The 13232-nt window shown below is 56.6% G+C and carries 11 protein-coding genes and 1 tRNA gene; 5 read left to right on the top strand and 7 right to left on the bottom strand.

What is annotated here, in order from left to right; translation table 11 throughout:
- The first annotated feature begins 129 nt into the window (after positions 1–129).
- Positions 130–1164: a Hint domain-containing protein gene (locus J7413_RS07805; RefSeq protein ID WP_209097512.1), complete on the top strand. Its 1035-nt coding sequence runs from the start codon at positions 130–132 to the stop codon at positions 1162–1164.
- A gap of 164 nt (positions 1165–1328) precedes the next feature.
- On the opposite strand, the gene J7413_RS07800 is transcribed toward J7413_RS07805, so the two are convergent.
- The gene (locus J7413_RS07800) at positions 1329–2369 is read right to left on the bottom strand and encodes an NADP-dependent oxidoreductase (protein WP_209097511.1); all 1041 of its coding nucleotides are present in this window, start codon (positions 2367–2369) and stop codon (positions 1329–1331) included.
- A 184-nt stretch (positions 2370–2553) separates the two neighbouring features.
- On the opposite strand from J7413_RS07800, the gene J7413_RS07795 reads away from it, so the two are divergent.
- Positions 2554–3345, top strand: coding sequence for an inositol monophosphatase family protein (locus J7413_RS07795; protein WP_209097510.1), 792 nt, complete (start codon positions 2554–2556; stop codon positions 3343–3345).
- A gap of 71 nt (positions 3346–3416) precedes the next feature.
- On the opposite strand, the gene J7413_RS07790 is transcribed toward J7413_RS07795, so the two are convergent.
- The 3 genes from J7413_RS07790 to putA are packed head-to-tail and all read right to left on the bottom strand — an operon-like array spanning position 3417 to position 7997.
- A complete protein-coding gene (locus J7413_RS07790; RefSeq protein WP_209097509.1) occupies positions 3417–3797 on the bottom strand; it encodes a GFA family protein in 381 nt (126 codons plus the stop codon).
- Positions 3794–4540: a rhomboid family intramembrane serine protease gene (locus J7413_RS07785; protein WP_209097508.1), complete on the bottom strand. Its 747-nt coding sequence runs from the start codon at positions 4538–4540 to the stop codon at positions 3794–3796. The genes J7413_RS07790 and J7413_RS07785 overlap by 4 nt, the downstream gene beginning before the upstream one ends.
- Positions 4541–4571: 31 nt before the next feature.
- A complete protein-coding gene (gene putA / locus J7413_RS07780; RefSeq protein WP_209097507.1) occupies positions 4572–7997 on the bottom strand; it encodes a bifunctional proline dehydrogenase/L-glutamate gamma-semialdehyde dehydrogenase PutA in 3426 nt (1141 codons plus the stop codon).
- Positions 7998–8100: 103 nt separating this feature from the next.
- Between putA and J7413_RS07775 the strand changes: the two genes are divergently transcribed.
- The 3 genes from J7413_RS07775 (at position 8101) to J7413_RS07765 (ending at position 9384) form a co-directional block, all read left to right on the top strand.
- On the top strand, positions 8101–8574 hold the full coding sequence (locus J7413_RS07775) for an Lrp/AsnC ligand binding domain-containing protein (protein WP_209097506.1): 474 nt from the start codon (positions 8101–8103) through the stop codon (positions 8572–8574).
- A 250-nt stretch (positions 8575–8824) separates the two neighbouring features.
- Positions 8825–9166, top strand: a complete 342-nt coding sequence (locus J7413_RS20720; protein ID WP_348538732.1) for a tetratricopeptide repeat protein — start codon at positions 8825–8827, stop codon at positions 9164–9166.
- 131 nt (positions 9167–9297) lie between these two features.
- Positions 9298–9384 (top strand) — tRNA-Leu (locus J7413_RS07765).
- Positions 9385–9464: 80 nt separating this feature from the next.
- Here the strand turns inward: J7413_RS07765 and J7413_RS07760 are convergent.
- The 3 genes from J7413_RS07760 to J7413_RS07750 all read right to left on the bottom strand — a co-directional run bounded on the left by J7413_RS07760 (position 9465) and on the right by J7413_RS07750 (position 12983).
- On the bottom strand, positions 9465–9623 hold the full coding sequence (locus J7413_RS07760) for a hypothetical protein (protein ID WP_209097504.1): 159 nt from the start codon (positions 9621–9623) through the stop codon (positions 9465–9467).
- 214 nt (positions 9624–9837) lie between these two features.
- Entirely contained in the window at positions 9838–11553 is a 1716-nt protein-coding gene (gene metG, locus J7413_RS07755) for a methionine--tRNA ligase (RefSeq protein WP_209097503.1), read from the bottom strand.
- Between the two features lie 182 nt (positions 11554–11735).
- Positions 11736–12983 carry an MFS transporter gene (locus tag J7413_RS07750; RefSeq protein ID WP_209097502.1) on the bottom strand — a complete coding sequence of 416 codons (1248 nt, stop codon included), beginning with the start codon at positions 12981–12983 and terminating at the stop codon, positions 11736–11738.
- Between the last annotated feature and the right edge of the window lie 249 nt (positions 12984–13232).

Here is a 13232-nt window from a genome sequence, read left to right as displayed (position 1 = left end):
GAATCCCTTGTGGTCATGCAAGGGAAACGATCACGTGTCACTTAACTTTGGGATGGGATCCAAAAGATCAGAGGATGACGGCTTCTCTTGTCGCTCCATTGGTCTCGGCTTGGGTCTCTGTTGTTAGAAATGCCGAGAACATTCAATGCCATTTCGCTTGGCCAGTTTGCAGAGATTGACCCGACTGAGGGAAACAGCGTTGCAGAAAACGCCTCCGAACTCGTTGGGCTGAATTTTGGTGGTCCGGGAAATCCTCTGGTGGATGATTTTGTCGAGATCTCTCCAACCGGTGGCGTGGGCTCTGTCTATGAAATGGACAACATGCAGGGCGATCGCTTTCGTGTTGATGGGGGAACGTCTCAAAAATTCGACGCGGCTGCGGTTTATAACGCCACGGTCACTTTTGCGAATGGCACCACAGGCACGTTTTCCGCCGTGCTCTTTCAGGATGTGAATGGCAACACCTACCTCGCCCCGGAGATCAACGACAATGCCGATCAGGCGTTGTTGGAAACCGGACCAATCCAATCGGTTTCGCTCGACAGCCTGTTGGCCAACAATGCGCTAGGCCTTGCCGCAGATCGACAGAGATGGGATTTTGTGACCTGTTTCGCCGCAGGTACAAATATCATCACCCAACATGGTGAGCGCGCGGTGGAGAGCCTCGTTGCAGGGGATATGGTTCTGACACTGGATCACGGGTTTCAACCTGTGCGCTGGATCGGTCAACGCACTGTGCAGGCCAAGGGCAATCTAGCACCCGTTCGGTTTGCACCGGGTGCGCTGGGCAATGAGGCCCCATTGTTGGTGTCCCCGCATCACCGGATGATGCTGAGAGGCTGGCGCGTGGAAATGCACTTTGGCGAAGCAGAGGCTCTGGTGCCAGCGATCAGCCTGGTGAACGGCAGCAGCATCCGCCAAATTGAGGGTGACGATGTCACCTATGTGCACCTGATGTTTGATTGCCATGAAATTGTATATGGCGGTGGCGTACCCAGCGAGAGCTTCATGCCCGGCGCAGAGGGGCTGAACTCGATGGAGCAGGCCGTACAAGAAGAGATTTTCACCATCTTCCCTGAATTGCGCGATAAGGGGCTCCAGTCTTATGGTCCCGAAGCCCGGCCAGTGTTGCGCGTGCAAGAAGGACGCATGCTGGTTGCCTAGGGCAAGGTGTGCAACGCGCGCAGCCTTAAGATGCGCGAGGGGGTGAAATTGCACCTCCGCAATACCGTTGGGATACCGACGCAATACCGATGCTAAAAACAGGCGGCTTTCAGCGTTAACCAAATGCCGCCTTGCGCAACAGCCACACTGTGCGCTGGTAAGTTTCAGATCAGCTTCACGATCTGTTTTCCCTTGTTGCCGCCGGTCAGCATCGCGCGGAAGGCGGCTGGGGCATTTTCCAGACCTTCGGCAATGTCTTCCTGATAGGCAATCTTGCCCGCCGCCAATTGTGGGCCAACCTCGCGGAGGAACTCACCGTATTTGTCAAAGTGGTTTGAGATGATAAAACCATTCACAGACAAATAGTTAACCAGGATTGTGCGCCAGATGCGAGGCCCGGTAAGCGCTTCCATCGCGGCATCAGCCCCAAGGCCACCTGCATTGTACCAGGCGATCATGCCGCACACAGGAATGCGCCCAAACTGGTTCATCATGGGCAGAACCGCGTCCAGAACCTTGCCGCCCACATTTTCAAAATAGATGTCAATGCCATCCGGGCAATGCGCTTTGAGGGCCTTTCGTAGATCACTGGCGGTGTCATAGGCACGGTGATCGACGCAGGCATCAAAGCCGTAAGTCTCTGTTGCTGTTTGACATTTTTCCGCACCACCCGCGATGCCGACCACCCGCAGCCCATGCAGTTTGGCGATTTGGCCCACCATAGATCCCACCGGTCCCGTGGCCGCCGCAACAACCAGTGTTTCACCCGCTTTTGGGCGTCCATGTTCCATCAGGCCAAACCAGCCTGTGAACCCGGGCATGCCCATCACGCCAAGCGCAGTGGTGATCGGTGCAAGATCTGGGTTAAGCTTTTGTATATCCTCACCTTTTGCCTTGCCATGACTTGCCCAGCCAAACATGCCAAAGGCAAAATCACCCACACTGAAGTTAGGGTGGTTTGACGCGATGACTTCGCCCACCGCACCACCTTCCATGGTGCCCCCAATCGGCACAGGCGCAGCATAGGATTTTGCGTCATCCATCCGCCCACGCATGTAGGGATCAAGCGACATATAGTGGCTGCGCACCAGCACTTCACCGTCGTCAATCTCGGGCAAATCCACTGTTTCTAAACGAAAATTTTCATCTTGTGGCGCGCCAGTCGGGCGGCTGGCCAGCACCATGCGTTGCATCTGTTCGGTCATCTGGGGTGTCCTCCAAAGCTCTGCGGTCAGCTTGCGCCCAGTGCCACGGTCTTGCAAGCCGTGGCCCCAAGCAGACAACTTTCGTGACGCGGCGTTTCAAAAGGGGCTGCTATGCATCCATTGGCCCTTGGCAAAAAGGGTTTGGACGCGTATACGCCCGCTCTGAGCCAAAAGGAGCCGTGCCATGCCGGGCAGCGCAAATCTGAACATCATGATGAAGGCCGCTCGCAAAGCGGGGCGGTCACTGGTCAAAGACTTCCGTGAGGTTGAAAACCTTCAGGTGTCGATGAAAGGGGCAGGGGACTTTGTCAGCCGCGCTGACATCGCTGCCGAAAATATCCTGAAAGAAGAATTGCTTGGCGCGCGTCCAACCTATGGCTGGCTGGCTGAAGAGGGCGGCGAGATTGAGGGCAAAGACCCGACCCGTCGCTGGATTGTTGACCCGCTGGACGGCACCACCAACTTCCTGCACGGCCTGCCACACTGGGCGGTGTCCATCGCTTTGGAACACAAGGGTGAGATCGTTGCGGGCGTGGTGTTTGATGCCGCCAAGGACGAAATGTTTTACGCCGAGCGCGGCGAAGGTGCATGGTTGAATGACAGCCTGCGCCTGCGTGTTTCTGGCCGTCACCGCATGATCGAGTCGATTTTTGCCACTGGCCTGCCATTTGGCGGCCGCGCCGATCTGCCTGAAACGCTTCAGGATTTGGCCCGTTTGCTGCCTGCCACAGCTGGCGTGCGTCGCTTCGGTGCTGCGTCTCTGGATCTCGCCTACGTGGCCGCTGGTCGCTATGAAGGCTACTGGGAGCGTGGCCTGCAGCCATGGGACGTCGCCGCAGGTTTGCTGATCGCGAAAGAGGCCGGTGCGCTTGTTGAGCCCGTGAACCCAGACGGCAACATGGTGGAAGACGGCGAGGCGATTGTGGCCAACGAACCGATCTTTTCTCAGTTCGCGAAAGTCATTCGCAAAGGCTGAACCGCGCAACGTACGCTGCCCTAACGCAGCTCATAGGCGATTGTGAAAGTATTGAACCTGGCCCGATTGGGTCAGGTTTTTTCGTTTTCGTCCGTTTCCAGCGCGAAACTCACGCCATCTACCCACTCAAAGGGGGCGTAGTCAGCAGGGTTCACACCTTCAAGCGCACCGATGTTGACGCCATAAACCTTGGGATTGCTGCGCCGACGATGGTGCGTGTAAATCCCACAATGGCGGCAAAAGTAATGTTGCGCGGTTTGCGTGCCCCATGTGTAGAGGTTGAGGCTCTCTTCGCCTTTGACAACGGTGAGATCTTCCACCGCCACATCCACGTTGGGCGCGGCACGACGGCGGCAAAAGGAACAATCACAAGAGCGCGCTTCGCTCAGATCTTGCGCCAGCGTAACGTGTATTTCGACTGCCCCGCAGTGGCAGCTCAGTTTGTGGCTCATCTGCGCCTCCTGACCCGTGGAACGGATGATTGGCTGAGGCGATAACGGGCCTCAGGATGTGGTGGGTGGCCATGCGTGCGTCTCCAGAAACCGCTTCCTCCAAGACGCAGCCAGACAGGTATCGCAAAAACCGCGCCAATCACAAAACCCCCGGCATGTGCCCAATGGGCGACGCCGCCAGTCTCCGGGTCGCTTAGAACGCCGTTGAACACCTGAAGGCCGAACCAGAAACATAGCATCACCCAGGCCGGAATGGTGATGATACGGAAAATGATGATGAGTATAAGCAGTATGTCTACGCGCGCTTTGGGGAAAAGCAGCAGGTAGCCGCCCATGACCCCGGCAATGGCCCCTGAGGCGCCAACCATCGGGATGATGCTGTCGGGGTCTGCAGCGATCTGCGCAAAGCCCGCACCGAGTCCTGATATAATGTAGAAAATCAGGAATCCCAGATGACCCATTTCATCTTCAAGATTGTCGCCAAAAATCCAAAGAAACAGCATATTGCCAAACAAGTGCATCCAGCCCCCATGCAAAAACATGGAGCTGAAGAGCCCGTGCAGGCGTTGCCCTTCCACGATCGCGGCAGGGATCAGCGCCCAGTCACTAAAAAACTGGGCGAGGCGGTAGTCGTCTCCCATAATGGGCTGATAACTCAGAAAAGTCCCGATGTTGAGGATGAGAAGCCCATAGACAACATAGGGTGTGCGGCCTGACGGATTGTGATCGCGTATTGGAAACATTCCGCCAAGCTGCTGTTATTTTGGGGGGAGGTCAACTGCCCCCGCTCAAAAGTGCCGCGTTACCGCCTGCTGCTGTGGTGTCTACACAAACATGCCGTTCTCCCAGAACCCGTGCCGCATCCGGTTGACCTGTGATCAAGGGAACGATCGGCCCATCGCGTTGTGCCAAAGCCTGCTCCATTGCGCGGCCAGTCTCTGTATCGCCCCACCAGAGCACCCCGGAAAAACCCGTAAGCGCAGTCAATGCCTCGGGTGCCAGTTGACCAGACGCTGCGACTGCACGCCCACCCAGGCGTGTGACCTTTTGAGCCTGCTCTTCCGCAGCCTGTGAGCTTGGCCCAAGGCACAGAACAGGGGCCTTTGCATACGTGGTCAAGCGATTGGATTCGCCCGTGGGGCCCGGCAGAGATGTCGTGACCGCTGAAGCTTGGGCCTGTTCTACGCTCGCTTGGTCCAGTTGCGCCTGAACATGATCGCTTGCCAGATGTGTTTCCCAAGCTTCTCCAGTTTGGCTGATTGGTTTTGCAAACCGCGACAGATAGTGGGGGCCACCCGCCTTGGGGCCAGTGCCTGACAGACCTTCACCGCCAAAGGGTTGGGAACCCACAATCGCGCCGATCTGGTTGCGGTTCACGTAAATATTGCCCGCTTTGATGCGATCAGAGACATGTTGAACGCGGTCGTCGATCCGCGTTTGCAGACCGAAAGTAAGGCCATACCCCGTTGCATTGATGGCATCGATGACCTGATCGAGCTCGTTGGCCTTAAAGGTGGCGACATGCAGAACTGGCCCGAAAATCTCGCGTGTCAGGTCGGAAATGCCCGTCACTTTGATCAAAGTCGGTGCAATGAACGTCCCGGTTTGAGGTGTGGCCAATTGATAGAGCACGCGGTTTTCGGATTGCGCCAATGCAATGTGATCCGCGATGGTTTTATGTGCTGCGGCGTCGATGACAGGGCCACTGTCTGTTGAAAGATTCCAAGGATCTCCGAGCGAAAGCTCTTTCATCGCACCTTTGAGCATTTCGAGCAAATTATCAGCAATGTCTTCCTGCACATAGAGGCAGCGCAAGGCAGAGCAACGCTGGCCTGCGGATTGGAAGGCGCTTTCGACAATCGCGGTCACAGCTTGCTCAGGCAGGGCCGTTGAATCCACTATCATGGCGTTCAAGCCGCCGGTTTCCGCGATCAAAGGGGCACCGGGGGTAAGGTGATCTGCCATGGTTTTGCGTATGCGCAATGCGGTTGCCGTCGAGCCTGTGAAAGCCACACCATTGATCCGCGAGTCTGAGGTCAGCGCTGCGCCTACCGTCGCGCCAGCACCCGGCAGCAGTTGCAGTGCACTGCGTGGAACTCCGGCCTCATGCAGCAGTTTGACCGCTTCAAAGGCGATCAGAGGGGTCTGATCGGCAGGTTTCGCCAGCACAGCATTGCCTGCAGCCAGCGCCGCAGCGATCTGACCTGTGAAGATTGCCAGTGGGAAGTTCCATGGAGAAATACAGGTAAAGAGACCTGCGGCAGGTGTGTCCGGCGCGTTGGCACCGTAGTAGCGCAGGAAGTCGACGGCTTCACGCAGCTCCGCAACCGCGTCCTTTGGTGTTTTGCCAGCCTCGCGCGCAAGCAATGCGAAAAGGAGGCCGAAGTTTTCTTCATAGAGGTTTGCAGCGCGGGCCAAGACCGCTCCGCGCTCTGCTGGGGCTGCGTTCCAGGCGTTTGCGTTGCTAATTGCGGTTTGTACGTCCTCAGCGCTTGCTGTGGCGACGGTGCCTGGGCTGTCCGTTGGAAGCGTCGGGTTCTCTACTTCGGTTGCCGCCTCTGGTGAGGTTGCGCCGTCAATCAGCGGGGTGGCGTGCCATGTGGCTTTGCGGAATGGGTCGCGCGCCGCATCAACGGCGTAAAGTGTCGGCAAGTCCGTGAGGTCGAATCCCTTGGAGTTCGTGCGTTCAGGTGCAAAGAGCGCAGGCCCCGAAACAAGGGTTTGTGCCGGTGTAAGTGCTGCGCTGAAGGGATCGCTGGCAACTTCCTCCGCAGGCACTTCCTCATCCACAATCTGGTTCACAAAGGAGCTGTTCGCACCGTTTTCCAACAGCCTGCGTACAAGATAAGCCAGCAGATCTCGGTGTGCACCAACCGGGGCATATATGCGGCAGCGCGTGCCTTCCCCCTTCAGCACCAAATCATGCAGGGCGTCACCCATTCCGTGCAAACGCTGGAATTCAAACGCGGTTTTGTCAGTCGCCATGTGAAGAATGGCAGCAACAGTATGTGCATTGTGGGTCGCAAACTGCGGATAGATGTAATCCGTCATCTCCAACAGTTTGCGTGCATTCGCAATATAGGAGACATCGGTTGCCGCTTTGTTGGTGAAGACCGGGAAGCTTTCGAGGCCCTCAACCTGCGCGCGCTTGATCTCTGTGTCCCAATACGCCCCCTTGACCAGGCGCACCATGATTTTGCGATCACATTGTTTTGCCAGTTCATAGAGGTAGTCGAGCGTGACACCCGCGCGCTTTCCATAGGCTTGGACAACAACCCCAAATCCATCCCAGCCAGCAAGAGCGGGCTCGGCTAAGACCGTACTGATGACATCCATGGACAGGGACAGACGGTCTGCCTCTTCCGCATCGATGTTCAGGCCCATGCCAGCGGATTTCGCAAGCAATGCAAGGGAGCGCAGTCGCGGAACCAACTCCTCCATCACGCGATCAGACTGGGCGACTTCATAGCGAGGATGTAGTGCCGAGAGTTTCACGGAGATGCCGGGGTTTTGTCGGATGTCATCATGGGTGCAGGCGGTCGCGATTGCTGAAATCGCTCTTGAATACGCCAGATGATACCGCATGGCGTCGGCATCGGTTTTGGCCGCCTCTCCGAGCATGTCATAAGAGTAGGTATACCCTTTGGATTCCATTTGTGCTGCGCGGTCCATTGCAGCGGTGATTGTCTCCCCCAAGACAAACTGGCGCCCCATTTCTTTCATCGCTCGACCAACAGCGGTGCGGATAACGGGTTCGCCCAGACGCTTAACCGCGCCACGCAAGGTGCCAACCAAGCCCTTGTTGCTGTCATCCATGACCTTGCCAGTCAGCAGCAGCGCCCAGGTTGACGCATTGACCAGGGGAGATGTGGATTGACCAAGGTGCTTGCCCCAGTCAGAGGGGGCGACCTTGTCTTCAATCAGTGCGTCAATGGTTTCGGCATCAGGAACGCGCAGCAGTGCTTCTGCAAGACACATAAGCGCCACGCCTTCGTCGGTTGAAAGACCATACTCGGCAAGGAACACTTCCATCAAACCCGGGCTGGTTTCGTTGCGGATCTTGGTAACGAGTTCGGCGCCACTGGCACAGATCGCGCTTCGGTCTGCTTCAGAAAGAGCGGCCTGTTTGACAAGGTCAGCAACCAGTGTGGCCTCGTTCCGATAGGTTGTTGTGTCGATCAAAATGCGCGTTTTGGTCATGGTGCCTCCTGTATTTGGGCTAGAATAGCGCAGTTGAAGCAGTCATAATCACCGAAGCTTTCCATTTGGATTGCCACATTGACTGCTTGAGAGGCAATTTTCTATGCAAGATGATCATGTTGATCTGGATCGATTTGATCGCGCGATTCTTGAGCTTCTGTCGAGAGATGGACGGATTTCCATCACGGATTTGGCGCGTGAGATCGGTCTGTCCAAAAGTCCAACTCAAGCAAGATTGCGGAGATTGGAACGGGAAGGGGTCATAACTGGTTATCGCGCTTTGCTTGATCCAATTCGCCTGGGTTTGGATCACGTCGCCTTTGTTGAGGTGAAACTGTCAGAGACACGAGAAAGAGCCCTGCAAGCGTTCAATGAGGCGGTGGCAGAAATACCTGAAATCGAGCAGGCGCATATGATTGCCAGTCATTTCGACTATCTTTTGAAAGTTCGCACGTCGAGCATGTCCGCCTATCGACGGGTGCTGGGGGAGAAAATTTCTGCGCTCCCGCATGTTGCCAGCACATCAACCTATGTTGCCATGCAGGCAGTCAAAGAAACCGGCCTCGCAGAGATGTGACTTGGCGATTTGGGGGCGACCGTGCCAGCCTTTCCGCATGTTGAGATATGTTGTTGCGCTTTGCCTGTGTGCTCCTGCGGTTGCAGAGGAGTGCCCGGCAGCCCCAGATCATTCAGATGCTCTGAACGCCTTGATTGAACGTGTTCAAAAGGCCCCGGATCAAGCATCTGCACAGGTGCTATCCGGGGAGATGTGGCAATTTTGGACTGATGCGCCCGATGAAACGGCGCAAGAAATTTTGAACAGGGGCATGCGCAAGCGGGAGTCGTGGGATCTGCTCGGTGCGCGGTCTGATTTTGACGCGTTGATTGCCTACTGCCCGCATTATGCTGAAGGCTATAATCAACGTGCCTTCGTGAATTTTTTGAGCCAGAATTTCGAAGCCGCTTTGCCAGATCTGAAGCGCGCGCTTGACCTGTCTCCGCGCCATGTCGCTGCGCAGTCAGGGCTCGCTTTGACCTTGATAGGTTTGGGGAGAGACGCCGAAGCCCAAGATGCGCTTGCCATTGCTTTGGAACTCAATCCTTGGCTTCCTGAACGGTCCTTGTATCGGGCGCCGGGGCTTTCGGACAAACCCGGTGAGGATCTGTAGCCGAATTGCATGTCAGAGATTTGCTTGCTGAGATGCTTGCTCGAAAACTTTGCAATTTGGGAGGAAATGCCTCTTCACACCAGCGAACAACACGCTATTGTCGCGCCGCTGACGCATTGTTCGTGTCATGTGCCCGCGTGGTGGAATGGTAGACACAGGAGACTTAAAATCTCTAGGCCGTATAGGCCGTGCCGGTTCGAGTCCGGCCGCGGGTACCACTTCAAATCATTGATGTACTTCAAATTTTGAGAGCCATGAGGCGTCTCATTGGTTCTTTGAAGGGCGATTTACGATCAGATCAGTCGATCCTTTTCTCTCGTCTCATGGCCAACGCAGCGACGAACAGACATAAGGCTGCGCCAGCCACAGCACTGATACACAGCATCATTATGGATGCTGTAATCACGGGCGGCACAATATCGATGGTGCGCCAGATCACATTTAGGATGGCTTCCATAGGTCGTCTCCTTTTTGTGTGGTCAGGCCCTATAGTGGCGGTCGGCCTGCGCTTTTGTCTATAGAAATGATCATTTGGGTGCGGGGGGCAGCGCTTTGTCTGATGAGCAGGCGTACGAGAAATTGCCGTCCTGCGGTTGAAAACAAACGGTCAAAAAAACAGGCCGCGCCAGTTTGTGCTCCGGTGCGGCCTGTTTGAGATTGTTAGAAATGGTTTAGCTTTCGCGTTTGCCTGCGAATTTTTCCTGCCACTCTTCGCGTTCTTCATCAGAGACTTTGCGGAAGGTGACATCTGGCACAGTAAAGGCGTGGCCCGGCGCGAGGGTTTCCAGCGCTGCGGATACGTCTTCGGGCCAGCTGGTGTCCTCAGTCCGCATAGCGGCCATCAGTTGCGCCGACGCATCTGGAATAAAGGGCGCAGAAACAACAGCGTAGAGGCGGATCAGGTTCAGAGCGAGGCGAATTTGGGCCGCGGCTTTCTCGGGATCTTCCTTGAAGGTGGACCAAGGTGCTGCAGTCTGCAGATACTCGTTGCCCGCAACCCAGATGGCGCGCAGTTCCTGAGCGGATTTGCGCACTTCCATGTCTGTCATGTGGCCTTCGTAGGCGCGCAGACGGGTTGTGAGTTCGTTAATCAATGCGGTCTCGGTTTCGCCGAATGCGCCTCCCGCGGGGATTTCTTCGCCGAACTTGGAGCGGCAGAATTTGGTGACGCGGCTCACAAAGTTGCCCAGCACGTCAGCAAGGTCTTTGTTCACCGACTGCTGGAAGTTTTCCCAAGTGAACTCGCTGTCAGAGCTTTCTGGAGCATGGCTCAGCAGCCACCAGCGCCAGTAGTCGGACGGCAGGATTTCAAGTGCCTGATCCATGAAAACACCACGGCCACGCGAGGTGGAGAACTGGCCACCGTCATAGTTCAAGTAGTTGAAAGACTTGATGTAATCCACGGCTTTCCACGGCTCTTCGGAACCGAGAATGGTGGCGGGGAAAGAGAGCGTGTGGAACGGTACGTTGTCCTTGCCCATGAACTGGGTGTATGTCACATCCTCAGCGCCTTTGTCAGTGCGCCACCAGCGTTCCCAGTCTTCGCCTTTTCCTGCATCGACCCACTCCTGGGCGCAGGCGATGTATTCGATGGGGGCGTCAAACCAGACGTAGAAGACTTTGCCTTCCATGCCGGGCCAATTTTCGCCGCCTTTCTTAACGGGCACGCCCCAGTCGAGATCGCGGGTGATGCCGCGGTCTTGGAGGCCGTCACCGTCGTTCAGCCACTTGTTGGCAATCGAGGTGGTCAGCACTGGCCAATCGGTCTTGCTGTCGATCCAAGCCTGCAGTTTGTCACGCATCTGGGACTGACACAGGAACAGGTGTTTGGTTTCGCGCTCTTCCAGATCGGTGGAGCCGGAGATGGTGGAATACGGGTTGATCAGATCGGTTGGGTCGAGCTGTTTTGTGCAGTTGTCACATTGATCGCCGCGTGCGCTTTCAAAGCCGCAGTTGGGGCAGGTTCCCTCGATGTAGCGGTCTGGCAGGAAGCGCCCGTCTGCGTTGGAATAGACCATCTTTTCAGTGACTTCGCGAATCAATCCCATATCGGCAAGGCGGCCTGCGAAGTGCTGGGTTAGGGCGTGGTTCTGCGGGCTTGAGGAGCGTCCGTAGTGGTCAAAACTCAGGCGGAACCCTTCGGCGATTTTGGATTGCACCTCATGCATTTCGGCGCAGTAATCCGCGACGTCTTTGCCTGCTTTGGCAGCGGCGAGTTCAGCCGGGGTGCCGTGTTCATCCGTGGCGCAAAGGAACAGAACTTCGTGGCCGCGCGCGCGCATGTAGCGGGCAAACAGATCGGCGGGCAGCTGGCTGCCGACGAGGTTGCCGAGGTGTTTGATGCCGTTGATATACGGCAAGGCCGAGGTGATCAGATGGCGCGCCATGTGGGTGTCCCTTAACTGTTTCGTTCCCCATTAGCCCAAAGCCTAAGGCAGTTCCACAGTGGAATTATACGCTGCATTGAGCAGCGGGGTGGGGGTGGAAATTAACCATGAGATTTCACGTCGGTATTGCGTCTGTATCGCGACGGTATTGCGTAGGTGCAGTGTCGGGCACCCCTTGGGTGTTAACCTTTCGGGTTTTTGTCCTGATTTGTGGCTTCACGTTGGCCCTTGGTGATGCGGCCAACTGTGAAAGAGGTGCGTGGCGCATAGACGTAACGGGTGCGCGATTGCATGGTTGGGCGCGCAAGCATCCGGGCAAGACCGAAGACAATCAGCAGCGCATGTCCGGCGGCAATCATGATGAACAGTGCCGCTGGGCCGAAACGCTCGATGAGGCCGGAGGCAAAGAGCGGGGTGCCAATTGCACCAACAGCGAAAAAGAACATAAGCGCCGCAGAGAGCTCGACCCGTTCTTCAGAGGTGGCAAAGTCGTTCGCGTGGGCGGCGGCAACGGAGTAGATCGGGAAAGATGTGAAGCCGAAGAAGCCCGCGTTCAGCATCACCATGGCAGTGCTGCCGCCGCCGAGTGTCACGGTTGTGGCGCAGCTGAGAACAGCGGCGGCGGAGAGCCAGATCAACACCCAGCGGCGATCAAATTTGTCTGCGAGCCAGCCCACGGGATATTGCGCGATGGCTCCGCCCAGAACAAAGGCGGCAAGGAACCACGCAATCTGGCTGACCTGCAGGCCCACTTCGGTGCCGTAGACCGGGCCGACCATGCGGAACGACGCAGAGCTGAGGGCGGCGACAATCACGCCAGCCACAGCAAGTGGGGAGCGTTGATAGGCGAGCTTGGGGCGCAGACGCGGGGCGTTGGGGGTTTTGGGTTGGGGCGAGGTTGTGAGCGTGATGGGCAGCAGCGCAAGACAACAGATCAGGGCAAGCAGATTGTAGGAGACATAAGAGGCCGGCTCCAGCACGCTGATCACCAGCTGCGCGGCGAGGGAGGCGACCATATCGACCACGCGGTAGGTGCCCATCGCGCGCCCGCGGGTTTCATTTGTGACTTTGGATTGCAGCCAAGCCTCGACCACGGTGAAACAGCCCGCGACGCAGAGGCCCGAGGCGATGCGCATCACCGCCCATGCGATGGGATCGACAATCACGAAGTGGCCCAGCAGGCCAATTGCCCCTAGGGCTGTGAAAGTGGCGAAGGCACGCGAATGCCCGACGCTGCCCATAAGGCGGGGGGACCACCAGCAGCCTATAAAAAAACCAAGGAAGTGAGCGGAGCCAAGCAGGCCGATCTGTTCGGTTGTGAAGCCAAGCGCAATGCCCGAGAGCGCATCAAGCGGCCCCACGCCGCCAGAGCTGAGTTGCAGCAGGATGACAGAGAGAAAGAGGGCCGAGAAGGTGATGATCATGCGCATGATCGCACCATGGCGGAGTGGGCTGGGAAATCTAGGGGAAAGTTGGGGGGGCGTGCACGCTTATCGAGCATGTCATTGGTTTTCATGTTTGGCCGTTTTGCAGCATTCACTCTACGTAATTTCTCCTTAAAGTCCAATGTACGGCCGTGAAACATAGACAACAAAGTCTGGCTCAAGTGGGAGCTCAATCATGTCGCAGATGATAAGATCACACGCCTCGACGAACTATTGCTTTGTCGTTAGCTTGTA

This window comes from Shimia sp. R10_1, assembly GCF_017744095.1.
Lineage (GTDB): Bacteria > Pseudomonadota > Alphaproteobacteria > Rhodobacterales > Rhodobacteraceae > Shimia.
This window is presented reverse-complemented; position numbering and strand designations above follow the sequence as displayed.